Source organism: Microbaculum marinisediminis, from assembly GCF_025397915.1.
In the GTDB taxonomy this organism is placed as follows: Bacteria; Pseudomonadota; Alphaproteobacteria; order Rhizobiales; family Tepidamorphaceae; genus Microbaculum; species Microbaculum marinisediminis.
Genome location: NZ_JALIDZ010000009.1, coordinates 194,883 through 220,809, shown reverse-complemented (window position 1 = coordinate 220,809; position 25,927 = coordinate 194,883). Strand labels below are relative to the sequence as shown.

At 63.2% G+C, this 25,927-nt stretch carries 21 protein-coding genes and 1 tRNA gene; 14 read left to right on the top strand and 8 right to left on the bottom strand.

Annotation, left to right across the window (positions count from 1 at the left end; translation table 11 throughout):
* Positions 1-84: 84 nt before the first annotated feature.
* Positions 85-1,473 (bottom strand): aspartate aminotransferase family protein, encoded by a 1,389-nt coding sequence (locus MUB46_RS19265; RefSeq protein WP_261617586.1) that lies wholly within the window; start codon positions 1,471-1,473, stop codon positions 85-87.
* Between the two features lie 233 nt (positions 1,474-1,706).
* Between MUB46_RS19265 and MUB46_RS19260 the strand changes: the two genes are divergently transcribed.
* A complete protein-coding gene (locus tag MUB46_RS19260) occupies positions 1,707-3,131 on the top strand; it encodes an amidase (protein ID WP_261617585.1) in 1,425 nt (474 codons plus the stop codon).
* 70 nt (positions 3,132-3,201) lie between these two features.
* Here MUB46_RS19260 and MUB46_RS19255 read toward each other — a convergent pair whose 3' ends face one another.
* Both MUB46_RS19255 and MUB46_RS19250 read right to left on the bottom strand, forming a co-directional pair.
* Positions 3,202-3,579, bottom strand: a complete 378-nt coding sequence (locus tag MUB46_RS19255) for a hypothetical protein (protein ID WP_261617584.1) — start codon at positions 3,577-3,579, stop codon at positions 3,202-3,204.
* A 145-nt stretch (positions 3,580-3,724) separates the two neighbouring features.
* Entirely contained in the window at positions 3,725-4,096 is a 372-nt protein-coding gene (locus MUB46_RS19250; RefSeq protein ID WP_261617583.1) for a DUF4870 family protein, read from the bottom strand.
* 163 nt (positions 4,097-4,259) lie between these two features.
* Between MUB46_RS19250 and MUB46_RS19245 the strand changes: the two genes are divergently transcribed.
* Entirely contained in the window at positions 4,260-5,900 is a 1,641-nt protein-coding gene (locus MUB46_RS19245; RefSeq protein WP_261617582.1) for a fatty-acid--CoA ligase, read from the top strand.
* A gap of 9 nt (positions 5,901-5,909) precedes the next feature.
* Complete coding sequence (locus MUB46_RS19240) at positions 5,910-6,701, top strand: DUF1499 domain-containing protein (RefSeq protein WP_261617581.1); 792 nt, start codon at positions 5,910-5,912, stop codon at positions 6,699-6,701.
* Positions 6,702-6,707: 6 nt separating this feature from the next.
* Here the strand turns inward: MUB46_RS19240 and MUB46_RS19235 are convergent, their stop codons facing one another.
* Positions 6,708-7,619 carry an MBL fold metallo-hydrolase gene (locus MUB46_RS19235; protein ID WP_261617580.1) on the bottom strand — a complete coding sequence of 304 codons (912 nt, stop codon included), beginning with the start codon at positions 7,617-7,619 and terminating at the stop codon, positions 6,708-6,710.
* A gap of 203 nt (positions 7,620-7,822) precedes the next feature.
* On the opposite strand from MUB46_RS19235, the gene MUB46_RS19230 reads away from it, so the two are divergent.
* The 3 genes from MUB46_RS19230 to MUB46_RS19220 all read left to right on the top strand — a co-directional run bounded on the left by MUB46_RS19230 (position 7,823) and on the right by MUB46_RS19220 (position 10,122).
* Positions 7,823-7,896 (top strand) — tRNA-Gln (locus tag MUB46_RS19230).
* Positions 7,897-8,130: 234 nt separating this feature from the next.
* Complete coding sequence (locus MUB46_RS19225; RefSeq protein ID WP_261617579.1) at positions 8,131-8,760, top strand: toxin-activating lysine-acyltransferase; 630 nt, start codon at positions 8,131-8,133, stop codon at positions 8,758-8,760.
* A gap of 261 nt (positions 8,761-9,021) precedes the next feature.
* Positions 9,022-10,122, top strand: a complete 1,101-nt coding sequence (locus MUB46_RS19220) for a hypothetical protein (RefSeq protein ID WP_261617578.1) — start codon at positions 9,022-9,024, stop codon at positions 10,120-10,122.
* A 386-nt stretch (positions 10,123-10,508) separates the two neighbouring features.
* Here MUB46_RS19220 and MUB46_RS19215 read toward each other — a convergent pair whose 3' ends face one another.
* The gene (locus tag MUB46_RS19215) at positions 10,509-11,210 is read right to left on the bottom strand and encodes a GntR family transcriptional regulator (protein ID WP_261617577.1); all 702 of its coding nucleotides are present in this window, start codon (positions 11,208-11,210) and stop codon (positions 10,509-10,511) included.
* Positions 11,210-14,143, bottom strand: coding sequence for an FAD-binding and (Fe-S)-binding domain-containing protein (locus MUB46_RS19210; protein ID WP_261617576.1), 2,934 nt, complete (start codon positions 14,141-14,143; stop codon positions 11,210-11,212). The genes MUB46_RS19215 and MUB46_RS19210 overlap by 1 nt, the downstream gene beginning before the upstream one ends.
* Before the next feature lie 240 nt (positions 14,144-14,383).
* Between MUB46_RS19210 and MUB46_RS19205 the strand changes: the two genes are divergently transcribed.
* The 4 genes from MUB46_RS19205 to MUB46_RS19190 all read left to right on the top strand — a co-directional run bounded on the left by MUB46_RS19205 (position 14,384) and on the right by MUB46_RS19190 (position 18,542).
* Positions 14,384-15,562, top strand: a complete 1,179-nt coding sequence (locus MUB46_RS19205; protein ID WP_261617575.1) for a pyridoxal-phosphate-dependent aminotransferase family protein — start codon at positions 14,384-14,386, stop codon at positions 15,560-15,562.
* A 56-nt stretch (positions 15,563-15,618) separates the two neighbouring features.
* On the top strand, positions 15,619-16,596 hold the full coding sequence (locus MUB46_RS19200; RefSeq protein WP_261617574.1) for a TRAP transporter substrate-binding protein: 978 nt from the start codon (positions 15,619-15,621) through the stop codon (positions 16,594-16,596).
* Between the two features lie 99 nt (positions 16,597-16,695).
* Complete coding sequence (locus tag MUB46_RS19195) at positions 16,696-17,265, top strand: TRAP transporter small permease (RefSeq protein WP_261617573.1); 570 nt, start codon at positions 16,696-16,698, stop codon at positions 17,263-17,265.
* On the top strand, positions 17,262-18,542 hold the full coding sequence (locus tag MUB46_RS19190) for a TRAP transporter large permease (RefSeq protein ID WP_261617572.1): 1,281 nt from the start codon (positions 17,262-17,264) through the stop codon (positions 18,540-18,542). Before MUB46_RS19195 ends, MUB46_RS19190 begins: the two co-directional genes overlap by 4 nt.
* Positions 18,543-19,267: 725 nt before the next feature.
* Here MUB46_RS19190 and MUB46_RS19185 read toward each other — a convergent pair.
* Together MUB46_RS19185 and MUB46_RS19180 are read right to left on the bottom strand one after the other, a co-directional pair.
* Positions 19,268-21,154 carry a bifunctional sugar phosphate isomerase/epimerase/4-hydroxyphenylpyruvate dioxygenase family protein gene (locus MUB46_RS19185; protein WP_261617571.1) on the bottom strand — a complete coding sequence of 629 codons (1,887 nt, stop codon included), beginning with the start codon at positions 21,152-21,154 and terminating at the stop codon, positions 19,268-19,270.
* 30 nt (positions 21,155-21,184) lie between these two features.
* A complete protein-coding gene (locus MUB46_RS19180; RefSeq protein ID WP_261617570.1) occupies positions 21,185-21,841 on the bottom strand; it encodes a TetR/AcrR family transcriptional regulator in 657 nt (218 codons plus the stop codon).
* Between the two features lie 163 nt (positions 21,842-22,004).
* On the opposite strand from MUB46_RS19180, the gene MUB46_RS19175 reads away from it, so the two are divergent.
* From MUB46_RS19175 to MUB46_RS19160, 4 genes are all read left to right on the top strand, one after another.
* The gene (locus MUB46_RS19175; protein WP_261617569.1) at positions 22,005-22,892 is read left to right on the top strand and encodes a shikimate dehydrogenase; all 888 of its coding nucleotides are present in this window, start codon (positions 22,005-22,007) and stop codon (positions 22,890-22,892) included.
* Positions 22,893-23,007: 115 nt separating this feature from the next.
* Positions 23,008-23,997 (top strand): sialic acid TRAP transporter substrate-binding protein SiaP, encoded by a 990-nt coding sequence (locus tag MUB46_RS19170; protein WP_261617568.1) that lies wholly within the window; start codon positions 23,008-23,010, stop codon positions 23,995-23,997.
* Between the two features lie 109 nt (positions 23,998-24,106).
* Positions 24,107-24,622 carry a TRAP transporter small permease gene (locus MUB46_RS19165; RefSeq protein ID WP_261617567.1) on the top strand — a complete coding sequence of 172 codons (516 nt, stop codon included), beginning with the start codon at positions 24,107-24,109 and terminating at the stop codon, positions 24,620-24,622.
* The gene (locus MUB46_RS19160) at positions 24,619-25,920 is read left to right on the top strand and encodes a TRAP transporter large permease (protein ID WP_261617566.1); all 1,302 of its coding nucleotides are present in this window, start codon (positions 24,619-24,621) and stop codon (positions 25,918-25,920) included. The genes MUB46_RS19165 and MUB46_RS19160 overlap by 4 nt, the downstream gene beginning before the upstream one ends.
* Positions 25,921-25,927 lie beyond the last annotated feature (7 nt).

The following is a 25,927-nucleotide window of genomic DNA, read 5'->3' as shown; positions in this document are numbered from 1 at the left end:
GGCGAATTGCGCCGGCCGGCCCCGGAACTAAGACCCGAGAACTAAGACCCGAGAACTCAGGCCCCAGAGCTCAAGCGACAGAACTCAGGCGGCGCGCAGGTTCTGGGCGCTCACGAAGGCTTCGGCCTTGTCGAGGGCGCGGCCGAGCCGGTCGAACAGCTCGCCGATCTCGTCCTCGGAGATGACCAGCGGCGGGCAGAGCGCGATGATGTCGCCGCCGAGCGCGCGCACGATCAGGCCTTCCGCCTCGGCGAACGCGGTGACCTTGGCGCCAACGCCGGCCTTCGGATCGAAGGCGCGCCTGGTGTCCTTGTCGGCGACCAGCTCGAGCGCGCCGATCATGCCCAGGCCGCGCGCCTCGCCGACGAGGGGATGCTCCCCCAGCGCCTTCAGCCGCGACTGGAAGGTCGGCGAAATGGCGTTGACCTTGCCGACGATGTCCTCGCGCTCGTAGATCTCCAGCGTCTTGACCGCGACGGCGGCGGCCACCGGATGGCCCGAATAGGTGTAGCCGTGGCCGAAGGTGCCGAGCTTCTTGCTCTCGTCGATCATCGCCTGATACATGCGCTCGGGCACCATCACCGCGCCGATCGGCTGATAGGCCGACGACAGCGCCTTGGCGACCGAGACGGTATCGGGCTGCATGCCCATGGTCTGGGCGCCGAACATGGTGCCGAGCCGGCCGAAGCCGCAGATCACCTCGTCGTCGATGAACAGCACGTCGTACTTGTCGAGCACCGCCTTGACCTTCTCGTAGTAGGTCTTCGGCGGGATGATGACGCCGCCGGCGCCCATCACCGGCTCGGCGATGAAGGCGGCGACCGTATCCGGGCCTTCCTTCTGGATCAGCGCATCGAGGCTGTCGGCCATGCGCGTGGCGAAGTCCTCTTCCGTCTCGCCCGCTTCCATGCCGCGATAGGGGTGCGGACAGTCGGTGTGCAGGATGTTGGAGATCGGCAAGTCGAAATCGATGTGGTTGTAGGGCAGGCCGGTCAGGCTCGCCGAAGCCACGGTGACGCCGTGATAGCCGCGCAGGCGCGAGATGATCTTCTTCTTGTTGGGCCGGCCCAGCGCGTTGTTGAAGTACCAGGCGAGCTTGACCTGGGTGTCGTTGGCCTCGGAGCCCGAGGAGACGAAGAACACCTTGGAAATCTCGCAGGGCGCGATCTCCTTCAGCTTCTCCGCCAGCGCGATGCCGGGATCATGGCTCTTGCCCGCGAACATGTGGCTGAACGGGAGCCTGCGCATCTGTTCGGCGGCGGCCTCGACCAGTTCCTCGTTGCCGTAGCCCAGCGACGTGCACCACAGGCCGGCGAGGCCCTCGATGTACTCCTTGCCGTTGGAATCGTAGAGAAAAACGCCCTCGCCGCGTTCGAAAACGATCGGTCCGATCGTCCGGTGCGTGTCCAGGTTGGTATAGGGGTGAAGCACCGTCTCGATATCGCGGACGGCGAGGTTGGAAAGCGGCGGCATTTGATCTGACTCCGAATGGCCGGAAGACGGAAAGGTACAGCACCGGCATCACAAGCCGATCCGGGGGCGAATGTAAAGCGGCCGCGCGGGGCTGGTTCGCGCTACGGTGTTGCGCGTGGTCTGCCCGCTCGCTGGCGATGCCCGTCTTGTAATGGTAACGGGTTGGGCAAGACGAGCTGGCGGGACTGTGATGCCAGACAAAACGGAAACGCCTTAGACAAACGGAACCGAATATGACCGCCGACGCCTCCCTGATTTCCAAGACCGCCGTTCAGGTCCGCGATCTGCTGCAGACGGGCGAGGTGAGCCCGCTGGATCTTCTCGATACGATCGAGGCGCGGATTGCCGAGGTGGAGCCGGCGGTCAATGCCTTGCCGACGCTCTGTTTCGATCGTGCCCGGGATCGTGCGCGTGCGCTGATGAATAAGCCGGTCGCCGAGCGCGGCCTGCTGGGCGGCATCCCGGTGCCGATCAAGGATCTGGCCGACGTCGAAGGCGTGCGTTCGACGCGCGGCTCGCCGATCTTCGCCGATACCGTGCCCGCGGCGTCGGACGTGCTGGTGGAGACCCTGGAGGCGCAGGGCGGCATCATCTACGCCAAGTCGAACACGCCCGAATTCGGCGCCGGTGCCAACACCTTCAACGAGGTCTTCGGCCGCACGCTCAATCCCTGGAACACGTCGCGCTCCGCCGCCGGATCCTCCGGCGGGGCGGCGGTGGCGCTCGCCACCGGCACCGCCTGGCTGGCGCACGGTTCCGATCTTGGCGGCTCGCTGCGCAATCCGGCGAGTTTCTGCGGCATCGTCGGCATGCGCCCTTCGCCCGGCCGTTGCGCCGCGACGCCGGGCCTGCCGCTGGACCAGACCATGGGCGTCGAGGGGCCGATGGCGCGCAACGTCGAGGATCTGGCGCTGTTGTTTGACGCGATGGTCGGCGAGGATCCCCGCGATCCGATCTCGCTGCCGTGGGACGGGCGCTCGTTCCTCGAGTCGGCGCGCTCCGGCTGGACGCCCAGGAAGGTCGCCTGGACGAAGGATTTCGGGATTACCCCGGTCGATCCCGAGGTGGCCGAGATCTGCGAGGCGGCCGCCAGGCGGTTTTCCGAAGCCGGCGTGATCGTCGAGGAGGCGTGCCCGGATCTCTCCGAGGCGAATGCGTGTTTCGCCACGCTACGCGCCGCCGGATATGTCGCGGCGATGAAGGCGCTCTATGCCTCGCATCGCGACAAGCTGAAGCCGGACGTGATCTGGAATATCGAGGCCGGCCTGAAGCTCACCGCCAGCGAGATCGCGCATGCGCAGGATCAGCGCCTGACCCTGTTCAACCGGGCGCAGGCCTTCTTCGGCGACTATGATCTGTTGCTGTCGCCGGCCACCATCGTCGCGCCCTATCCGATCGAGCAGACCTATGTGGCCGAATGCAACGGCCACCGGTTCTCGAACTACATCGAGTGGCTGGCGGTCGCCTATCCGGCGACGTTGTGGATGAGCCCCGCGATCTCGATCCCCGCCGGCTTCACCCGCGAGGACCTGCCGGTCGGCCTGCAGATGATCGCGCCGCCGCGCGGCGAGCACCGTCTTCTGGCCGCCGCCAGGCAGCTCGAATCGATCCTCTGGCCGACGCCGATCGTGCCGATCGATCCGCGGCCTGCGGCGTAGCTCGGGTTCTTTTGCGGAAAAGCGCCGGGACGAGAGCCCGGCGCCGAGGGCGGGACGGACGTCCGCCGCTTCAGGCCGGAACCAGTTCCGCTTGCCGGTCGTCCATCGTCGGGGGCGCCTCGACGAAGCCGCGGGGCAGGAGCCGGAAGACCTCGTCGAGGTCGGCGGCGCCGGCGGAGAAGAACGGCCAGCCGTCGTCTCCGGGCGTGTCGTATCCGGGCGCGCGCTCCGGGATCGCCAGAACCAGGAAATCACTGCCGGACTGATCCGTCTGTCCGACGATCCAGTGTACTGATCCGAAATCGGGATGCGGGGTCTCGAGGCCGAAGAGGCTGACGGCCTCCGCGTCCAGCAGCGCCGCGCGGGCGCTCTCGATGATGTCCTGAATGTCGGACGAGCTGTCGGCGGCGGATAGCGCCTGCCGAATACTGTCCGATATCCGATCCACCGCCCCCCGGGCCCCTGGCGTGTGGTTCGTTTGCATGCCGCGAGTTTAGAAGCCAGAAAACGGCGATTTTTCGGCAAGGTAGGCCGGAAAGCGAATTGCCGGGGGAGGGCCCCGGCAATCGTGTTTGATCTGGTTTTCCTGGCCGTCAGACCATCCAGGTCTGCGGGTCGGCGATCGGCTCGCGCCGCTGCAGCGCCTGCAGGCCTTTGACGCAGCGCACCACCAGCCAGATTATGATCGCGATATAGACCAGCCATCCGATCAGCAGCAGCATGAGGACCATGGCGATCACGCCGTAGAGAAGGCCGATCCAGAAGGTCCGGATCTGGTAGATGCTGTGGCTTTCCAGCCAGCCGGTCATGTCTTTGCGATTCATGTAGGCGAGCACGACCGCGACGATCGGCACGATGGGGATGACGATACCGACCAGATACAGGATGTAGACCAGGACGGCGCTCTTGGCCGGGTCGCGCCCGGTCAGGGCGCCGGTTACGTCGTCGACGGGATTTTCGCTCATCATGCGTCCTTACGAATCAAACGTCTGTCATGGAAATGTGGGTTCACGATACCATTTCGACCGGTCAATCGCGACCTGGGGCGCTCGCGGCCATTGGCGCGGCGCGTGCGTGAGGTTACAACAGCATCAACAAGCGGGAACAAACGAGTAAGGGAGGATTTCGATGCTTGGTTTGATGCAGGATTGGCCTCTCCTGTGCCACAAGATCATCGATTACGCCGCCGAGCAGCATGGCGGGCGCGAGGTCGTCTCGCGGTCGATCGAGGGGCCGATCCACCGGATCGCCTACGCCGATCTCCGGATTCGCGCCAAGAAGGTCGCCCAGGCGCTCGAGCGCGACGGGATCAAGCTCGGCGACAGGGTCGGCACGCTCGCCTGGAACACATGGCGGCATCTGGAGGCCTGGTATGGCATCACCGGGCTGGGGGCGGTGTATCACACGGTCAATCCGCGCCTGTTCCCCGAGCAGATCGCCTACATCATGAACCACGCCGAAGACCGGATCATGATGACCGATCTGACCTTCGTGCCGCTGCTCGAGAAACTGCAGGATCATCTGAAGACGGTCGAGCGGTTCGTCATCCTCACCGACCAGGCGCACATGCCCGAGACGAGCCTCCGGGGGGCGGTGGCCTACGAGGAGTGGATCGGGGCCGAAGACGGCGATTTCGCCTGGCGTGCGGTCGACGAGAACACCGCCTGCGGCATGTGCTACACCTCCGGCACCACCGGGCATCCGAAGGGCGTGCTCTATTCCCACCGCTCCAACGTGCTGCATGCGATGGCCGTGACGGTGCCCAACGTGCTCTCGCTGGGCACCGGCGATGTCGTGATGCCGGTCGTCCCGCTGTTCCACGCCAACAGCTGGTCGCTGGCCTTCTCCGTCCCCATGGCCGGCGCCACCATGGTCATGCCCGGCGCGAAGATGGACGGGCAGGCGATCTACGAGCTGCTCGACACCGAGAAGGTGACGTTCACCGCCGCGGTGCCGACGGTGTGGCTGATGCTGCTGCAGTATCTGGAGGAATCCGGCAAGCAGCTCCCCCACCTCAACCGCGTGGCGATCGGTGGATCGGCCTGCCCGCGCTCGATGATCGAGAAGTTCCAGAACAATTACGGTGTTGAGGTGATGCACGCGTGGGGCATGACGGAAATGAGCCCGATCGGCTCGACCTGCGCCATGAAACCGGAATACAGGCATCTGGAAGGCGACGCCAAACTTGATATCCAGGTGACGCAGGGATACGCGCCGTTCACCGTCGAAATGAAGATCACGGACGACAACGAAAACGACCTACCCTGGGACGGCAAGACCTTCGGCCGGCTCAAGGTCCGCGGTCCCGCCGTCTCGCGGTCGTACTTCAAGGGCGAGGGCGGTGAGATCCTCGACAAGGACGGCTTTTTCGACACCGGCGACGTCGCCACGATCGATCGGCACGGCTACATGAACATCACCGACCGGTCGAAGGACGTCATCAAGTCCGGAGGGGAGTGGATCTCCTCGATCGACCTCGAAAACCTGGCGGTTGGCCATCCAGATGTCGCCGAGGCCGCGGTGATCGGCATCCAGCACCCCAAGTGGGACGAGCGGCCGCTCCTGATCATCGTGCGTAAGCCGGGCACCAATCCCAGCAAGGAGGACATCCTCGCCTTCATGCAGGACAAGGTCGCCAAGTGGTGGATGCCCGACGACGTGACTTTCGTCGACGAGATCCCGCACACGGCGACCGGGAAGATCCAGAAGATCACGCTGCGCGATCAGTTCAAGGACTATCGCCTGCCCACGGCCGACGCGGCGGAATAGGCGGGACGATTGCCGGCACGATATCCCGAGCGCTGGTCGCGGCAGGCGCGCTGGAGCCGCCGGCTGGGCATCTTCGCCGTCCCCGTCGCCGTCCTGACGACGCTGCTGCACCGTTTCGCCGACCTCGATACGCAGGCCGGCATGGTGCTGCTCGGCGTCGCCCTGGCGCTGGCGCTGTGCGCGCTGATACTCGGGATCGGGGCCTTCACCGTCATCTGGACACGCGGATTTCACGGCACGCGGCAGGCGATTGTCGGGGTTTTCTGCGCGGTGCTGGTGCTTGCCTGGCCGGCGTGGCTGACGGCGCACCTGGTCTACCTGCCGGCCATCAACGACGTGACCACCGACTGGTTCGACCCACCCGAGCTCAGGCAGGCGGCGCGGGTGCGTCCTCCCGATGCCTTGTCGACCGAGTATCCGGGCAAGGAGGTCGCCGTTCGCCAGCGGCAGGCCTATCCCGAGATCGTGCCGCTGTTCCTCGGCTACTCGGCCAACGAGGTCTATATGGCCGCCCGGACCCTCGCGGAAGACCGGGGCTGGGATATCCTCTACGACATCCCGCCCGGGCTTCAGGAGGCCGGCCGCATCGAGGCGGTGGCGCCGACGCTCATATTCGGTTTCCGCGATGACGTGGTGATCGTGGTGACCCGTCTCGGGCCGCAGGAGACGCGCGTCGACATGCGGTCGGTTTCGCGGTTCGGCCGCCACGATTTCGGCGCGAACGCGGCACGCATCTACGATTTCCTCACCGGGCTGACCGCCCGGATGGAGATACCCGTCGAACCAGAGCCGGCGTCCTGAAACCGGTCATCGCGCCCGGAAGGAGGCGGACAGGGTCGGGTCGCCGTCGCAGGCCACGAGGTCGCGGTCGATCAGATCCTCGATATGGGCGAGCACCGATAGGCCGGCGGCAGTAAACAGGCGCGGGTCCAGTCCCTTGTAGAGCTGCTCCACAATCTCCGGGATCGTGTCGACGCCGTCGCGCAGCCGCTTGAGAATGGCGGTCTCCCGCTGGCGCCGGTGCAGCCCCAGCAGCCGGACGAACCGCTGCGGTTCCCTGAGCGCGCCGCCGTGGCCGGGCAGGTAGAGCCGGTCCTGGCGGTTCGCCAGCGTGTCGAGCGAGGTCATGAAGTCGGCCATGTTGCCGTCGGGAGGGGCGACCACCGAGGTCGACCAGGCCATGACATGGTCGCCCGAGAACAGCGTGCCGGTACCTTCCAGCTCCAGGCAGATGTGATTGGCTGTATGGCCGGGCGTGTGCACCGCGACCAAGGACCAGTCGTCCGTCACCACCCGGCCGCCGTCCGGCAGCACGACGTCGGGCGTGAAGTCGGTGTCGTTCGACGCGTCGAGCCGCTGGTCCTCTCCCGGATGCGGCGCCCGTGCCGGCCGATGCCGGCCGAAGGCGTAGGTCCCCGCGCCGTGCGCGGTGGCCATGATCGGGGCAAGCGGCGAGTGGTCGCGATGGGTATGGGTGACGACGACCGCGGCGACCGTCTCGCCTTCGATCGCCTGTTCGATGGCGGCGCGGTGGGCCGCATCGTCCGGTCCCGGGTCGATGATCGCGACGTTGCCCGTGCCGACGATGTAGGTATTGGTGCCGCGGAAGGTGAAAGGCGACGAATTCGGCGCCACGATTCGTCTCACCCCCGGCGCGACCGCCTCGGGCACGCCGATCGGCGGCTCGAAATGGCGTTCAAAGGGAAGGTCGTCGCTCATGAAGGCTCCGGTTAGGGCGTGATTTCGGCATCCAGTGCTGCCACCTAGGCAATCATTGCGGCGGGGACAAGGTTGAAAGGCGTGATTCACCGGTTGCGGTGGCTTGCGGGCGCGGTGCAAGGGGCGATATAGGTGCTTCGCGCCGTCGAAGCGTCGCATGTGAGGGTCACATGTGTCCCGATGGTTCTCAAACTTCCCGGTATTGGGGCGTGGCCAAGTGGTAAGGCAGCGGGTTTTGGTCTCGCGATCCCAGGTTCGAATCCTGGCGCCCCAGCCAGCCGGTCTGATCTAAATCTACATCGTCGGTCGGGGAGCATCGGAGGCTTCCGGGCAGGCACCGGCTGCGAGCCGGCGGGAAGCGTCCTGCGATCAGAATTCAGCGGCTCTGGTTGACCGGGCCGCAATACAACTAAAGCGTGTTTACAGGCAGAAAAGCGGATGCAATCTTTGGTTTAGACAGATCGTGATAACACGGCGGATCAACCTCGAACCGGCGGGTGCGGGAGGCTGAATGTCTGAGTCGACGAACAGGACGACTGAGTCCGCAAACGCTTCGAACGGTGCCGACAAGCCACCGCCGCTCGATGCCGGCCTCGAAGCCGATCCCGTCACCGAAACCGACGCGGACAGCGCTCCGGGGGACGCCGCCGCAGTTGCGGAAAAACGCAGTGAAGCGGTAGCGGCCTTCACCGCCCGCCTCGGCGAGGTCGTTGCCCTGCTGATGACCATGCCGCGTTACCGGCACATGGCGCTCCAGGATCTCGACTGGATGGTGCTCGCCCCCCTGATGCGCGACCAGCTCGCCGTGGCAACAGCGAACGCCAGGGAATCCGGGGCCAAACAGCTTGCCGGCGCCGTCCTGACCGCCAGGGTCTCCGAGGCCGTCGACGTCTCTATCCGCGAGCAGATCAAGGCCGGCGTGTTTCCGGTCCGGCTCAAGCCGGGCGACTGGACGAGCGGCGAAATCGTATGGCTCCTCGACGTGATCGCGCCGACGAAGCCGATCGCCACGCGAATCCTTTCCGAGGTTTCGCGCGCCCGGTTCAAAGGGCAAAAGGTGCTGGTGCACCCGATCGTCGCCGGGCTGGTGGACAAGGACGTCCTGCGCAAGGTCGGCGGCGAGGGCGGAGAAGCGGCCTAGGCCGATAAAAACCGGGGCGTATCGGCTGTTTCCGTCACTGCGCTGCAACTATACACATCGTTAGCAATTATTGGTTGCACACGTAATGCGCGTGGTGCAAGCTTCCCCAACGGCGTATGGCATAGCGGCTCTCATCGGAGGAGGCACGGTGGGTCGGAGTAATCGTCTCATTGAAAGGTCTGTAAGCGGCCAGAGCGTGTCACCGAGCTGCTTCATTGCTCGTTTTAGCGGAGATCCGCTTGAGCATGTGAGGGCAATGCCGTGACCACCGGCAGTCGAAACTCCTGGGGCGGTGGCGAGCCTGCAAAAGGCGGTGCGGTCTGGAGCCGGATTGTACGGATCGTTCTGCGTTCTTTTGCCGGTTTGATCGCTATTGTTCTTGTAGCTTTCCTCTACGCAACCGGACTCTTTGCGGAATTCGTCGGTTATCTGTGGCCCTCCGTCTACTACACGGAAGTAGTCGCAGACGTGACGGCGGAAGGGCAACGCTACGAGCTGAAGAGCGTCGCAAGATACGAAACACGCCCCAAGGCGCGGTTTGGGGGGCTCGTCGGCGGAGGCAATCCAACCGTAAAAACCGGTGGCCTTATGACGAAGCGGCTTCCCTCCGGCGCCGGCCTGATCATTATCGGACCGGCTCTTTGTTCGAAATCGGATCTATACGGAATTATTCAAAAGGAAGATTTCGCTAGCCCATACGATGTCCGGAACGTCGATCTCCAAAGGTATTTGGTTTTCCGCGGTGCAATCCCGCCCAAGATCCTATGGCTGGATGACGCGAAAGACCCTTCGCTCATCCGTGCGTATTGGGAAGGGCACGTCACCCGTGAAGGGGCAGATGTTCAAGTCCATAGCATTCGATACAGGAGATTGAAGGGCGCGCCATCAGCCGTACCTGAGAATCCCGAACGCGAAGTGCCTTGGCTGGAAGGGCGCAAGGCCCCATCCGAAGAATCTTGCTATCGCGGGCCAGCGGCTTGGGTCGGGTTTTACTCATATGCCGTCGGTGAGGAGGTGTGGTCAGAAATCAAAGGATTTGATCACCTTGGCCACACCGGGGCTGTTGAGCCCATTCGATCAGGATTGGAAACCCTCAATATGAACAGGCGGCCAATTCAAAGAGTGTCATTAGATGAAGAAAAAAACGCATTCATATTTGAAAAGCCAAGTCTAAAAAATGAAGGATATTATGAATATCAAAGAAGATCACTATTAAATGGAAAAGAATATCCGCATCAGTTTGAGAAAATTGTTAATAACAAGCGTTATAAACTGCCTAATACAACATTTTTTGAGAATGAAACAAATACAATAAGAAATATTGGGGTAAATCTGTACGGCAAAGAATATATTTGCCGCTGAGAAGCCTCCGGAGCCAGGCCGCTAAGAAAGTGGGTATGAAACGATGGCAAGCACTGAAGAATACGCGACACTGGCATTAGATGCTTACAGAGATGACGGCGTTGTTCCAACTGAATTATATGGGTGGAATATAAACAGAGGTATGGAACAATTCGGTGTGGTAGATCAGAATTTCTCTGCCAGAGCTTACGAAAAAGGCAACGAAATTGTAATCCCCTATAGGGGTACTGACGCCACAGACGAACTTATTTTCACATCTATTATTACGAGTTGGTTAGGCGGAACTCCCGATCAGGTATTAGGTGCATACAATTTCTATAAAGCAGTTGAAGAAGCAAATCCTGAAAAGACGATTTCATCTACCGGTCACTCGCTTGGGCGGGGCTTTAGCTTCGGCAATTGCCACCAGAGAAGGTCTCGTCTGCCGTTATTGCCCGGCGAAGCGCGTTCAGTTTGTGTTCAAGATGGGTTTTCATCAGACGGCCGAGGCGTTCGGCGCTGCGTGCCTCCAATGCCTCGACGATGCTGTCGTGCTCCAGCACGGCTTCCGTCCATCGTTCGGGCGTCAGGTTGGCCTGGTAGCGGGCGCGGCGCACCCGGTGGGCGACCATCTGGTGCTGCTGCCTGAGTGTCGGGTTGCGGGCGGCGGCTAGAATCGCACTATGGATTTCCTGGTTGAGGTCGAAATAGGCCGGTCGGTCGCCGGATTCGAAGGCCGCATGCATCTTGTCGTTCAGCCGGCGGATCGCAGCGATCTCCTTGTCGGTCGCATGCCGTGCGGCGAGTTCGCCTGCGGCGCCCTCGAGCGCTGCGATCACGGGGAAAACCTCCTCGATCTCGGCAAGCGTCACTTCAGCGACGACTGCGCCGCGGTTGGGGATCAGCCGGACGTAGCCCTCCGACGCAAGGACCTTGAGGGCCTCGCGAACCGGCGTGCGCGAGACGCCGAACCGAACCGTCAGTGCCTTTTCGGGCACCTTGTCGCCGGGGCGGAGTTCGCCCTCCATGATCAGCGCGCGTATCCGGTCGACGAGCTCGACGGCGAGCGCGGGACGGATCAGGGGTTCGGTCTGGTCGTTGGCAAACACTAGGCGGTCTCCATCAGGGCCCCGGCCAGGATCTCGGCGACGTGGCGGGCGCGTCGGTCCGCGCCATCGGCGATCTGGTGCCGGCAGGACGTTCCGTCCGCCACGATCAGCGTATCGGGATCCGCATCGCGGACGGCGGGAAGCAGCGAGAGTTCCCCCATGGCAAGCGAAACGTCAATCGTCTCTGCGTTGTAGCCGAATGCGCCGGCCATGCCGCAGCAGCTCGATTCGACCGTCTCGACCTCAAGCTCCGGCACCAGCCGCAGGGTACTCTCGACCGCGCCCATCGCACCGAACGACTTCTGGTGGCAGTGTCCATGCAAAAGTGCCTTGCCGGGACGGGGCGCAAGCGGCAGGGAGATGTCGCCGGCCTTCGCCGATGTCGCCACGAACTCCTCGAACAGGACGGCGGCCTCGGCGAGCGCCGCGGATTCGCTGCCCGACAGCAACGCGGGAAATTCGTCGCGCATGGTCAGCAGGCAGGATGGTTCGAGCCCGACGATAGGGCGGCCCGCCTCGACATGCGGTAACAGCGCGTCGATGGTGCGGCGCGCCTCGTTGCGCGCCTCGTCGACCATCCCGGCGGCGAGATAGGTGCGCCCGCAGCACAGCGGACGTCCGCCACCTGCCGGCCGCGCGGTCTCGACCCGACAGCCGCCGGCGGACAGCACCGCCACGCCCGCCCGCAGCGTTTCGGGATCGAACCAGCGGCCGAACGTATCGGCGAACAGGACGACATGCGGCGCATCGTTCGCCCCTCCGCTGCGGTCGCCTTCCGCATCCCGGAAATGGTCTGGGCGAAATCTCGGTAGCGAGCGATGGCGCGAGAACCCGGTTAGGCGCTCGGAAAGCGCGGCGGCGCCCGGCACCGTATCGCGCAGGCCCAAAAGACCGCTGACCCGCGCGGCCATCGGCGCGTATCGCGGCAGGTTGGCGATCAGCCGGTCCTGCAGCGACAGACCGTGCGTCTTGCGCCGCTGGTGGAGTACCTCGATCTTCATCCGCGCCATGTCGACACCGGTCGGGCATTCGCGGCGGCACGCCTTGCATGAGACACAGAGCTTGAGCGTCTCCATCATGGCGTTAGAGGTGAGGGCGCCCGGGCCGAGCTGGCCGCTGAGCGCGAGCCGCAGGGTGTTGGCGCGGCCGCGCGTGACATCGCGTTCGTTGCGGGTGACGCGGTAGCTCGGGCACATGACATTGCCCGCGTGAGACCGGCAGGCGCCGTTGTTATTGCAGATCTCGACTGCACCCTGGAATCCGCCCGCGGCGCCTGGCCAGGCCGACCAGTCCAGCGCGGGGCTGAAGTCCTCAACCGCGTATCCGGGGGGATAGCGGAACAGGGTGCGGTCGTTCATGCGCGGAGCATTGACGATCTTGCCGGGGTTGAGGAGATCACCCGGATCGAAGCGCGTCTTGACGACCCCGAAGGCGTCGACCAGCCGTTCGCCGAACATCACGGTGTGGAACTCGGATCGCGAGATACCGTCGCCGTGTTCGCCGGAATGGGAGCCCTTGTACTCGCGCACCAGGCTGAAGGCCTGCTCGGCGATTTCGCGCATCGCCGCGGCATCCTTTTCCAGCTTCACGTTGAGCACCGGGCGAACGTGCAGGCAGCCGACGGATGCGTGCGCGTACCATGTGCCGCGCGTGCCGTGCTGCTCGAAGATCGCGGTCAGCCGGTCGGTGTAATCGGCTAGATGCTCCAGCGGCACCGCGCAATCCTCGACGAAGGAGACCGGCTTACCTTCCTCGCGCATCGACATCATGATGTTGAGGCCGGCGGCCCGCAGGGCGGCGATCGCGCCTTGCAGCTTCGGATCGGTGACCTCGACGACGCCGCCCTCCTGCCGGCCGCCACGGCCGAAGCCGTAGCCCAGATCGGCCATCGTGTCCTGAAGCGCCCGCATGCTCTGCTCGTTCTCATCAGGACTGTCGGCGAATTCGACGAGGAGCAGCGCCGCCGGATCGCCACGCACGAACGCCTCGAGCGTCGGCCGGAACATGGCAATATCGCGAGCCAGCCCGATCATCGTCGAGTCGACCAGCTCGACCGAGGTCGGATCGAGGCGGACCAGATGCTGCGACGCCTCCATCGCCTGCCGGAAGGTCGGGAAGTGGCAGACCCCGAGTGCCTTTTGCGCCGGGGGCAGCGGCGACAACTTGATCTCGATCGCCGTCGAGACCGCCAGCGTTCCCTCAGATCCGACCAGCAGATGGGCGAGGTTTTGCGGTGCTGCGTCCGGGGTCAGCGCATCGATGTTGTAGCCGCCGACGCGCCGCTGCACCTTCGGGAAGACGGCGGCGATTTCGTCGGCCTCGCGTCGACCGAGCGAGAGGAGATCGGCAACCAGATCACGCGGTGGTTCGTTGGCGCCGCGTTGCTCGATCTCGCCGAAGCGCGCCCTGGTTCCGTCGGCGAGCACGGCGTCTATGGCGACGACATTGTCGCGCATGGTGCCGTACCGCAGCGACCGGGCGCCGCAGGAGTTGTTTCCCGCCATCCCGCCGATGGTGGCGCGTGAAGCGGTCGATACGTCGACTGGAAACCAAAGCCCGTGCGGCTTCAACAACCGGTTGAGATCGTCGAGTACGATGCCCGGATCGACCAAGGCGCGCCGGCCCGTGACATCGAGTTCGCGGATCTGGTTCAGGTGCCTGGATGTGTCGACGACGATGCCGGAATTGACGGTCTGGCCGCATTGCGATGTGCCGCCGCCGCGCATGGTGATCGGAACGCCTTCCTCGCGCGCCGCGTCCATCGCAGCGACGATGTCGTCGATACCGCGCGGCACGACGACCGCGGATGGCATGATCTGATAAATGGAGGCATCTGTCGCATAGCGGCCGCGTGAAAACGCGTCGGTGAGCACATCGCCCTGGATGCCCCGCGCCAGGCGCCGCGTCAGCCCGGGCCGCATCAGTTCAGCCATCGGTTTTCCTCCCACACCGCCGGGCCCGCCGCCCGAACGGCTTTCAACAGGCATTGTGAGCAGCCGAGTCCCGGCCGGGATTTTGTTTTGCCTTGACCGCGAATTGGAAGCGATCGTTCCCTTGACAGTAATAATGAATTCATAATTCAATATCAGCTTAATGAAAAGCGGTCCCCACCGCAGGGACCGATGCGCCGGGACGGCAACGTCCGTCCGCGGCGGCGGTTGGGAGGCTGGTCGATGAACACCATGCCGGGGCGTCATTTCCTGCAGATTCCGGGGCCGACGAATGTGCCCGACCGGGTGCTTAGGGCGATGGACATGCCGACCATCGACCACCGTGGCCCCGAGTTTCAGGCCATGGCCGAACGCGTGCTGGCCGGCATCCGCACGATCTTCAAGACCGACAATCCCGTGGTGATCTATCCGGCTTCGGGTACCGGCGCCTGGGAGGCCGCGCTCGTCAACACGCTGTCGCCGGGCGACACAGTGTTGATGTACGAGACCGGCCACTTCGCAACCCTGTGGAAGTCGCTGGCGACGAAGCTCGGCCTGAAGCCTGAATTCATCGAGGGCGACTGGCGGCACGGCGCCGATCCCGACTCCATCGAAGCGCGGCTGCGCGAGGACCGCGAAGGGCGGATCAAGGCGGTCTGCGTCGTCCACAACGAGACCTCGACCGGCGCGGTGTCTCCGATCGGCGACGTGCGCAAGGCGATCGATGCGGCGGGCCATCCGGCGTTGCTGATGGTCGACACCATTTCCTCGCTTGCCTCCATCGACTACCGCCACGACGAGTGGGGCGTCGATGTCACGATCGGCGGGTCGCAAAAGGGGCTGATGCTGCCGCCGGGGCTGTCCTTCAACGCCGTCTCCGACAAGGCGCTGAGTGCGTCCCGTGGTGCGGACATGTCGCGGTCCTACTGGGACTGGAATGAGATGATCGCGATGAACGGCAATGGCTTCTTCCCGTTCACGCCGGCCACCAACCTGCTGTACGGCCTCGACGAGGCGATCCGCATGCTGCATGAGGAAGGCCTCGATCACGTCTTCGCCCGGCATGCCCGGCACGGTGAGGCCACCCGCCGGGCCGTGCAGGCCTGGGGGCTGGACGTGCTCTGCGCGGAGCCCGCTCATTACTCCGGGTCGCTGACCGCGGTGATGATGCCGGGCGGTCATGACGCCGACCAGTTCCGCAAGACGGTGCTCGACAACTTCAACATGTCGCTCGGCAACGGCCTGTCGAAACTGGCCGGCCGGGTGTTCCGCATCGGTCATCTCGGCGACTTCAACGACCTCATGCTCCTCGGCACGCTGGCAGGCGTGGAAATGGGGCTCGAGGTCGCCGGCGTGCCTTACCGGCCTGGCGGGGTCCAGGAAGCGATGAACTGTATTTCGAGGCGAAGCGGGGACGATTAGAAGCCACGCGCCGCGGAATGACGCGCACGAAAAATCAATCAGGGAGGACTAACACAATGAAGGCTACAGCACTTCTGACCGGAATCGCGGTGGTGGCTCTGTCCGGCATCCCTGCCGAGGCGCAGACCGTCCTGAAATTCGGCCATGTCGGCGCGCCGGGATCTCTGTTCGAGATGTCCGCCAACGAATTCGCCCGGTGCGTGAACGAGGCCCCCGGCGGGGTCGCGCAGGTGCAGGTGTTCGGCTCCTCGCAGCTGGGCAAGGACTCTGAACTGCTCCAGAAACTGAAGCTCGGCCAGGTGCAGTTCGCCCTGCCGTCCTCGGTGATGAGCTCGGTCTCCGATACCTTCGGCGTCTTCGAGATGCCCTACATCATCCAGGACCGGGCCCACATGAAGCGGGTGACGGACGAGATGGGCGATACCTTCAAGGATGCCGCAGGCGCGGAGGGCTACCGCATCCTCGGGTTCTGGGAGAACGGCTTCCGCAACATCACCAACAATACCCGCCCGATCAACAAGCCCGAGGACCTGGACGGCATCAAGCTACGCACGCCGAAGGGCGAATGGCGGTTGAAGATGTTCCAGGCATATGGCGCCAATCCGACGCCAATGGCCTTCTCCGAAGTGTTCACGGCGCTGCAGACCGGCGTCATCGACGGACAGGAGAACCCGCTGGCGCAGATCTGGTCGGCGAAGTTCCCGGAGGTGCAGAAGTATCTGTCGATGACCGGGCACGTCTACACGCCGGGCTACATCACCACGTCCCAGCAGCAGTACGATGGCTGGTCGGACGAGGTTAAGGCGGTGGTCGACGAATGCGCCGTCGGAACTCAGGCCTTCGTCTACGAGACGGCGGCCCAGCTCGACAAGGATCTCGTCGGAAAGATCCAGGAGATGGGCACGGCGGTGAACGAGGCCGACAAGCAGGCCTTCATCGATGCTTCAAAGCCGATCTACGAAGAGTTCGCCACGAGCGTCGAAGGCGGCCAGGACCTGATCGACAAGATCCAGTCGCTCGCCAAGGGCTCGTGACGTCAAGGGCTGCGACCTGACGGCCGCGGCCCCTTCCCACGTCATGTGGACTGAGTAAGGCAATACGGGCGCCAGGTGGTGCCCCGGGGGGAGCGAAGCGTGCGCGCAATCGGACGGAATCTGGGCGAAATACTGTCCTGGGTGGTCATCAGCTTGATGGTTGGGCTCACCGTTGTTGTCGTCGTCGCCGTTATCTATCGAAAAATGGGTGCGTCGCTCTCCTGGTACGACGAGATCGCGTCGATCCTTCTCGCCTGGATCACCTACTATGGAGCGGCGCTGGCGGCACTGAAGCGAAGCCATATCGGCTTTGACGACGTCTTGCGGCTGTTGCCGGTCGGTGCACGCAAGGTCGCCGTCGTCATCGCCGAGATACTGGTCATATTCTTTTTCTGCCTGCTCGCCTGGGCCGGCTGGAAGGTGCTCCAGGTGCTCGGAGGGATGTCGCTGATCAGCCTGACGTGGATGCCGGTGCGAGTTACCCAGTCGGTTATTCCCATCGGCGCGGTGCTGTTCATCATCGCCGAACTCCTGAGCCTTCCCGACTACTGGCGCGACGTGATGGCCGGTCGCTCGACTGAGCATGCGGCCATGGCCCACGGGGCGACCCCAGATGGGGCGACACCAAACGGGGCTTCGCAGAACGGCGGGGAGGGTAACCGGCCATGACCCTTTTCGTCATCTTCCTGGCGCTCGTCGTCATGGTGTGTCTGAACATCCCGATCGCGGTAGCGCTGGCGCTGGCCGCCGTGCTCGGCCTGGTCCTGTCCGAGGGGCCGTCGAGCTTCGTCACCGTCGCGCTCGACATGTACGACGGCGCCAACAAGTTCTCCCTGATCGCCATCCCGATGTTCGTTCTGGCCGGCGCGATCATGAACGCCACCGGCATTACCCGCCGGCTGATCGCGTTCGTCTCCGCGCTGATCGGCTTCGTGCGCGGCGGTCTCTCCATGGTGACGATCGGGGTGTCGCTGTTCTTCGCGGAGATTTCCGGCTCGGCGGTTGCCGACGTCGCCGCGATCGGATCAATCCTGATCCCGGAGATGAAGAAGCGGGGCTATGGCAGTCCGTTTGCCGCCGCTGTCACTTCGTCGTCGGCATCCCTTGCCATCATCATCCCGCCGTCGATCCCGATGATCCTCTATGCGGTATCGGCCGGCACCAGCGTCGAGCAGATGTTTGTGGCGGGAATCGTGCCGGGGCTGCTCGGCGCCGCCGGCCTGATGGGCGTCGCCTACTACTTCGCGCGTCGCTACAACTTCCCCGTCGAAGCAGCATTCCAGTTGCCGCTGCTCGGCAAGACCTTCGTCGAGGCGCTTCCCGCCTTCGCGCTGCCGGTCATCATTCTCGGCGGAATCTTCGGCGGCATTGTCACGGCGACCGAAGGTGCCGGCCTCGCGGTCGTCGCGGCGGTCGTGGTCGGGATCTGGTATCGGGAAGTCGACTGGCGGCAGCTCAAGGAGGCGATGCTCGAGGGCGGCATTCAGACAGCCGTGGTCATGCTGCTTGTCGCGGCATCGGTGCTTATGGGCGGCTACCTGACACGCGCCCAGATCCCCCAGGAGATTGCCAGCGGCATATTGGGGCTGACCAGCAACAAGTACCTGATCCTGCTGATCCTGAACGTGTTCTTCTTGATCATCGGATTCTTCCTGCATTCGGCCGCCGCGATCATCCTGGTGGTGCCGATCATTGTGCCGCTCATCGCCCAGGCCGGCATCGATCCGGTTCACTTCGGCCTCATCGTCACCCTCAATCTTGCAATCGGTCAGCAGACGCCGCCGGTTGCGAGCGTGCTGATTACGGCTTGTTCGATCGCCAAGGCGAATATCTGGGACGTTTCGAAGGTGAACTTGCCCTTCATTGGGGTGCTGCTCGTCGTTCTGCTGATCTGCACCTATGTTCCTGCTATCCCGATGTTTCTTGTCGACACGTTCTATAGATGAGCAGGCTTGCTATCGCTGCGGTGCTTCAGAAGCGTTCTCAGGTGTGAACGGATGCACACTTGGCCGGATGTGGCACCGTCATGCGAGAGCCGCGTGAGTTGGAGGGCATTGTCAAGCCAGCCTCACTTGCCCTGATTGGCGCATATCGTCGGGGCTGTAAGGCAGCGAATTACCGCCACTCTGCCAAAGCGCAAGGGAGGTTCTGCTGCAGCTATAGGACGGAAACGGTTCCGCCGGAACCGCATTGTCTTATGCCAGATATCGTTCCCGCGCTCGAACGGGAGGTCCTTGACCCGCCTAAGTGCCAGCGGACATCTGATAGATATCATCGCGGCGAGGCGGATGTCCTCGACCGAGCTGTTGAAACAGCGAAATGGATTCTTCTGTGGCCCGGATTTCCGTTAAGCTGAAATTGTCTCGTTGGCGCTGAACACGGACAGGAGCAGGCGTCGCTTCCGGTCGAAGGGGGGGCGCCGGACTATAAGCCGGTGGGCGGTCTGATCCTCGATCAAATCCTCTGCCAGTCTGACAGGCCGGTGCAGCGTCCCTCGGCGACGATGCGTGCGTCTGGGCTAGAGCCGCCGGTCGGGTGGAGCATCGACGTCCGGAGTGGGTGGTGAGTGGCCATTCGCAGCGGTTCGAAGAAACGGCAACAGGGCCCCGAGAGCAGATATCAGATTAGGCGGGCCGTTGGACTCTGAAACATGGGTTCTCTTCAAATGGTGCTAAGCCACCAAACCCGGCGTACCTAGCATCCGTTTCTGCGCGGCGATCCTGAACGGCGCGTTTGCGGCCCCGTATCCCTTGTAGCCGTCGCGTCGCTCTACGATTTCGAAGAAGAAGCCTTCGCCGTAGTTCGGGCTATAGAGCTGGAAATACTCGCCGCGGTCGTCGCGGTCGTAGAGGATATTGGCCGCGCGCAGGCGCTCTGTAAGGTCCGGCGCAAGCCCGAAACGGGCCTGGAGATCGTCGTAGTAGTTTGGCGAGATCGCCAGGGTCTGGGACCCCTGGTCCTTCAGGGCGGCGGCAGTCTTGAAGATATCGCGCGTCGCGAACGCCAGGTGCTGGACGCTCGACCCGAAGCTCTCGGCGATGAAGCGGCCCGCTAGCGTTCTACGGTTCTCCGCTCCGTTAAGGGTCAATCGCAAGGTTCCGTCGTCGCTCTCGATCACCTGGCTGCGCACCAGGCCGGCCGGATCGATCACGTCGACCATCGGTAGCTTCCTGGTCCGAAAGATTGACGTGTAGAAGAGCAGCCAGGTCAGCATCTCCTCGTAGTTCATCGTCTGCGCGACATGGTCGACCGAGACGAGACCTGCGTCCGATGATGTACCGGCTTCGGAGAACTCGAACTCGATTTCCCAGACACGCCCGAGATCGCTTTTTCCATCCAGGAAGTATATGACGCCGCCGCCGACGCCGCGGATGGCGGGGATGACGAGCTCGCCGGGACCGGCGGGCTGCTCGAAGGTCTGGGCGCCCAGTGCGCGCGCACGCTCGACCGTGGCGGCGGCGTCCTCGACCCTCAGCCCCATCGCATAGGCGGTTGCGCCATGCATCACATAGGCTGAATGCGCCAGACCCTCCTTTTCGGTGTTGACGACAACATTGATCGCGCCCTGCCGGTGGAGCGTGACGTCCTTGGTGCGGTGACGGGCTGTCTCGTCGAAACCCATTGTCTTCAGCAGCGACGTCAACTGCTGCGCCTCGCGTTCCGATGCAGCGAATTCGACAAACTCAACGCCTTCGACCCGGATACGGTCCGGCATCGGCGGTACGTCGATCGCTATGTTCGGTTCGCTGCGCCGGACCTGATCCATCAGGGCCAGCAGCGAGCGATGTCCGTCGATCGCGATCGACTTCGGAGACCCGCCGCGGAACTGGTCATTGAAGATCTCCAGCGAGAGAGGCCCGTCGTATCCGGCCGCGGCCACCGCCCGCATGAAATCGGCAACGGGCAGGTCACCCTCTCCCGGCATGTTGCGGAAGTGCCGGCTCCAGAACAGAAGGTCCATGTCGACAAGCGGTGCGTCTGCAAGCTGGACGATGAAAATCCGGTCGCCCGGAATCGCCCGGATGGAATTCACGTCGATGCGACGGGCGAGCGTATGGAAGGAGTCGAGGATCAGGCCGATATTCGGATGATCGGCCCGCCGCACGACTTCCCAGGCATCGCGGTGATCGTTGATATGCGCGCCCCAGGCGAGCGCTTCGTATCCGACTCTCAGGTTTCGGCGCTCAGCCCGTTCACCGAGTTCCCGGAAGTCATCCGCAAGTCGGTCGATCCCGCCGAGCGAATGCGGCGACACGTTCGAGCAGACCAGCATTAGATCCGTGCCGAGTTCCTGCATCAGGTCGAACTTGCGTTCGGCTCTGTCGAAAGCACGCGCCCGGTAGGGCTCCGGCATCCCTTCGAAATCGCGAAACGGCTGGAACAGGGTGATCTCGAGGCCGTGGTCACGGATCATCTGCCCGACTTCCGCGGGCGATCCGTCAAATGCGAGGAAGTCGTTCTCGAAAATCTCGACGCCGTCGAACCCGGCCGCCGCGATCGCCGCCAGTTTCTCCCGCAGATCTCCACTGATCGATACAGTCGCGATAGACGTCTTCATCGCAGTTGTCCGCATTCCTCCAGTTGCTGGTCAGTCTGCCTTGAGATGCCGGACGACCATCTCGACCACTGCTTCGCGAAGGGAATCGAGCGATTTCCTCGATCCGAGGTCCCGCTTGAAAATCTGGGAGAAGGTTGCCCGGTTGGAGACGTTGAAGAAACACAGCGCGCTGATCTGCCAGTGCACTTCGATCGGATCGAGGCCAGCGCGGAACACACCCTGTTCGACACCGCGTCCGTAGAGGCGGCGAACGGCGTCGATGGCCGTCACGTTGAGCTTCTGAATTACGGATGACTTCGCGAGGAACTCGCCGTGATGAATGTTCTCGATCATCACCAGGCGGATGAAGTCCTCGTGGCCGTTGTGGTGGTCGAACGTGAAACGGACAAGCTTCGCCAGCGCCTCGGCCGGCGGCAGATCCTCGAGATCGAGCGCGGCCTCGGTCATCCGCATCCGGCTGTAGGCGTCCTCGAGAACCTTGAGATAGAGGCCGTCCTTGTCGCCGAAGTAGTAGTAGATCATCCGCTTGCTGGACTTGGTCTTGGCGGCGATCTCGTCGATGCGCGCGCCAGAAAGCCCATTTTGCGCGAACTCCTTCGTCGCCACCTCGATGATGTTGCGTTTCGTGCCCTCCGGATCGTTCGTCCGGCTCGGCGCAGTCCTTTTCGTGATCGTCTCAATCGTCATGACGGCGAGGGTTCTCCTTCTCGCGATAGTCCTATAATTGACTAAACTAACTGGTTCGTCCATAGTTTGGGGCGCCCTGCGATCCAGGCGGGCTGGTCGTCTTAGGCCGGGATGCAGGAGCGGCGGCGTCCCGCAAGGCCCTGAAAACACGAGGCGCGCGGCCTTGAAATCGGACACGGCGGTTCACGACGAGATTGGTCTTTCCGACGCCAGCGTGGCGTTGCGAGCAGGACTGGTCGGCCGCGGTATCCAGCAGTCCCTGAGCCCTCGCATGCATGTGGCGGAAGGCACGCGTCTCGGGCTCGACTATGAATACCACCTGTTCGATTTCGATATCCTCGGAGCGAGTGATTCCGATCTGCCCATGCTAGTCGAAAAGCTGGGGCGCGAAGGCTATGCAGGACTGAACGTCACGCACCCATTCAAGGAACGCGTTATTTCCTGCCTCGACGGCCTGTCTGCAGACGCGGACGTCATCGGAGCGGTGAACACTGTGGTGTTCGGCCCCTCAGGCGCTATCGGCCACAATACCGACTGCTGGGGCTTCGCAGAGAGTTTTCGGCGCGGCCTCCACGCGCCACGGCTCGATACGGTCGTGCTTCTTGGCGCGGGAGGAGCCGGTCTGGCTGTCGCCAAGGCGCTTCTCGATCTTGGCGCGGGGCGAATTGCGATCGCGGATACGGACCCGGGCAAGTCCATCCGCCTCTCGAAACACATAGGGGAAACCTACGGCGCAGACCGTATCGCCGATACGACGGACCTCGAAGCTGCAGTTGCAAGCGCCTCGGGCGTGGTGAACGCGACACCGGTTGGCATGGCCAAGTACCCGGGCACGCCGTTGCCGGTCGATTGGCTGCGTCCGGATCAGTGGGTTGCCGACATTGTGTATTTCCCGGCCGAGACGGAACTGCTGAAAGCCGCGCGGGCGATTGGCAGCCAGGTTCTGCCGGGAGCGGGAATGGCGATCTTCCAGGCCGTGATGGCGTTCAGGCTGATCACGGGGGTCGACCCCGATCCCGTTCAAATGGCCGCACATTTCGGCGCGAGGTAGCAATGGAGGCAAGACAGGTGCCGATCCGAATTGACGTAAACTAACTATTTCGTCCATTATCGAGAAAAGGAACGGTGGACTCTCGGAAGTCCGCTCTAAACGGGAGGAAAATAGCATGTCCATGATGATCAACAGACGCGTCGCCATCCTCGGCTGCGCCATGCTCGCCGCCGTCGGTGTCGCCGGACCTGCGGCCGCGCAGGACAAGCCGACTCTCAAGTTCGCGGCTGTCTTCGGGGATACGGATATCCGCGCCGATGCTATCCGGAACCTGCAGGAAGCACTCTCCAGTGAGTTCACCCTCGAACCGCATTTTGGCGCCACCCTCTTCAAGCAAGGCACCGAGCTCGTCGCCCTTCAGCGCGGCAACCTGGAAACGGGCATCGTCGCGCCGCAGGATATCGCCAAGCAGCTGCCCGAGTGGTCGGTTCTGACGGCCGCCTACCTGTTCCGCGACGCCGATCATCTGAAGACGTTCTTCGCCAGCGAGCCTGGCAAGGAAATGACGAAGATGGCCGAGGACAAGCTCGGCATCCGTATCATCGCGCCAGTCTATTTCGGGACCCGTCAGGTGAATCTGAAACCCGAGAAGGAGATCAAGACGCCGGCGGACATGGCGGGCATCAAGCTGAGAATGCCGGGTGGCGACGCATGGCAGTTTCTCGGCTCCGCACTCGGCGCCAACCCGACGCCGATGGCCTACTCGGAAGTTTACACCGGCCTGCAGACCGGCGCGATCGATGGCCAGGACAACCCGCTGCCGAACGACTACAACATGAAATTCTATGAGGTCACCTCGCAGATCGTGTTGACCAGCCACCTGATAGGCTACGATCTGTTCGCGGTATCCAAGAAAACCTGGGATTCGCTGACACCGGAGCAGCAGGCGACGCTCGAAGCCGAGGTCAACAAGGCCGTCGACTGGAGCACGCAGAGGCACCTCGAAGAGGAAGCCAAGCTCGCCGACTTCTTCAAGGAACAAGGGCTCAAGGTCTACAAGCCCGACGTCGAGGCGTTCCGCCAGTATGCCCAGCAGAAGTATCTCGAATCCGACTTCGCCAGGGACTGGCCGGAAGGAATGCTGGACAAGATCAACGCCCTCTGAAGACTGTCAGGGGAGGGGAATTGGGTCACCAGCCTGATGTGGCCGGTGACCGACGTCCGGACGGGTGCCTACTTTCGCTCGACACTGGTGAGAGCCAGCGAAAAAGCCGATGACCATGAACCAGCTCCGTCTGCTGCGATGGATGAAACGGCGCGCCGAGAACGTCGCAGTCGCTCTGCTCGCGACCGTCTTCGTCTCCTTCATCCTTCAAATCCTCTTCCGCTACGTGCTCGGTTGGCCGGTCGGCTGGACGCTTGAGGTCAGCACGCTTGCCTGGATGTGGCTGGTGTTATGGGGGGCTGCTTTCGTTGTCACCGAGCGCGACGAGATCCGCTTCGATATCGTCTACAGCGCCGTCTCCAGGCGAACCCGCCGAGGTTTCGCGATCGTGACGGCCATGGCGCTGATCGCGCTCCTGCTTGTCTCACTGCCGGCGACTGTCGACTACGTGATGTTCATGAAGGTCGAGAAGGCGTCCTATATCGACATCCGGCTCGACTATCTCTTCTCCGTATACGTGCTGTTCGCTCTCGCCGCGATCGTCCGCTACGCATGGCTCGGTTTTGAGGCGATCCGCGGCAGGGCGCCCGATCTCACCGATCCCTCTCACCTGAGGGACGAATGAGTCTGTTCAGTCCGTTTGCGATCTGTCTCGCCTCGATAACGGTTCTGGCTGTTCTCGGTTTGCCGATCGGATACGCGATGATCGGCGGCTCGATCCTCTACCTGCTGGTGCAGGGGCAGGATCTCGCCATCGCGGCCGAACAGCTTCTGCAAGGGCTTCGCGGCAGCTTCGTCCTGCTCGCCATCCCGCTTTTCATCCTGTCGGCCGAGTTGATGAACGTCGGCAGCCTGTCGAACCGGCTTCTGGATTTCTGCAACGCGCTGGTCGGGCGCTTCCGCGGCGGTCTCGGCCACGTCAACGTTGTGCAGAGCGTGATCTTCGCCGGCATGTCCGGGTCGGCGATCGCGGATGCCGCCGGCGTCGGGCGACTGATCATCGGAATGATGACGCGCGACGGGCGCTATAGCCGCAGCTATGCAGGGGCGATCACGGCGGCCTCCGCGGTGGTGGGGCCGATCATCCCGCCTTCGATTCCGATGGTGCTGTTCGCACTCGTTTCCGACGCGTCCATCGGATACCTGTTTCTGGGAGGCGCCGTGCCCGGACTGCTGATGGCCGCGATGCTGATGGCAATCAATTCCGTCGTGGCGCATCGAAAGGGCTTCCCGGTCGAAGACCCGGTCGTGCTGCGCAGACTTCCCATGATTACGGTGCGAGCGTTCCCGGCGCTGATGATGCCGGTTATCTTGCTCGGCGGCATCTACGGCGGGGTGGCCACGCCAACGGAAGCCGCCGCGATCGCGGCCGCCTATGCCTTCCTCATTTCGATCCTGCTCTATCGCGACGTGTCCGCGAAGGACGCCTATCGGGCCGTCCTGTCGAGCGCACGCTCGAGCGCCTCTATCGGCCTGATGATCGGCGGTGCGCTGGTCTTCAACTACGTGGTGACGATCGAGAATATTCCCAACAGCCTGAGTGCGCTGATATCCGGCTACGATCTCTCGCCGCTCGGGTTCCTGCTGATCGTCAATGTCACGCTGCTGATCCTGGGCTGCCTTCTCGAAGGCATCACGATCCTTCTCGTTATCGTCCCGATCTTCGTCCCGACGGCGCAGGCACTCGGCATCGACATGGTGCATTTCGGCGTGGTCGTCGTCGTCAACCTGATGATCGGCCTGATCACGCCGCCCTACGGCCTTCTGCTGTTTGTCGTCGCCAATGTGGCGCGTGCCGGCCTGTGGCCGATCATGCGCGACGTCTTCCCGTTCCTGCTGGCGCTAATCGCCGCGCTCGCCTTCATAACCCTCGTGCCGGACGCCGTCCTCTGGCTGCCGCGGCTGCTGGGCTACTCCGGATAAGGATCTT

Coding starts and splice junctions, on each gene's coding strand:
- MUB46_RS19265 (WP_261617586.1), bottom strand. CDS start 1,473: ATGCCGCCGCTTTCCAACCTCGCCGTCCGCGATATCGAGACGGTGCTT.
- MUB46_RS19260 (WP_261617585.1), top strand. CDS start 1,707: ATGACCGCCGACGCCTCCCTGATTTCCAAGACCGCCGTTCAGGTCCGC.
- MUB46_RS19250 (WP_261617583.1), bottom strand. CDS start 4,096: ATGAGCGAAAATCCCGTCGACGACGTAACCGGCGCCCTGACCGGGCGC.
- MUB46_RS19245 (WP_261617582.1), top strand. CDS start 4,260: ATGCTTGGTTTGATGCAGGATTGGCCTCTCCTGTGCCACAAGATCATC.
- MUB46_RS19235 (WP_261617580.1), bottom strand. CDS start 7,619: ATGAGCGACGACCTTCCCTTTGAACGCCATTTCGAGCCGCCGATCGGC.
- MUB46_RS19225 (WP_261617579.1), top strand. CDS start 8,131: ATGTCTGAGTCGACGAACAGGACGACTGAGTCCGCAAACGCTTCGAAC.
- MUB46_RS19210 (WP_261617576.1), bottom strand. CDS start 14,143: ATGGCTGAACTGATGCGGCCCGGGCTGACGCGGCGCCTGGCGCGGGGC.
- MUB46_RS19205 (WP_261617575.1), top strand. CDS start 14,384: ATGAACACCATGCCGGGGCGTCATTTCCTGCAGATTCCGGGGCCGACG.
- MUB46_RS19200 (WP_261617574.1), top strand. CDS start 15,619: ATGAAGGCTACAGCACTTCTGACCGGAATCGCGGTGGTGGCTCTGTCC.
- MUB46_RS19190 (WP_261617572.1), top strand. CDS start 17,262: ATGACCCTTTTCGTCATCTTCCTGGCGCTCGTCGTCATGGTGTGTCTG.
- MUB46_RS19185 (WP_261617571.1), bottom strand. CDS start 21,154: ATGAAGACGTCTATCGCGACTGTATCGATCAGTGGAGATCTGCGGGAG.
- MUB46_RS19180 (WP_261617570.1), bottom strand. CDS start 21,841: ATGACGATTGAGACGATCACGAAAAGGACTGCGCCGAGCCGGACGAAC.
- MUB46_RS19170 (WP_261617568.1), top strand. CDS start 23,008: ATGTCCATGATGATCAACAGACGCGTCGCCATCCTCGGCTGCGCCATG.
- MUB46_RS19165 (WP_261617567.1), top strand. CDS start 24,107: ATGACCATGAACCAGCTCCGTCTGCTGCGATGGATGAAACGGCGCGCC.
- MUB46_RS19160 (WP_261617566.1), top strand. CDS start 24,619: ATGAGTCTGTTCAGTCCGTTTGCGATCTGTCTCGCCTCGATAACGGTT.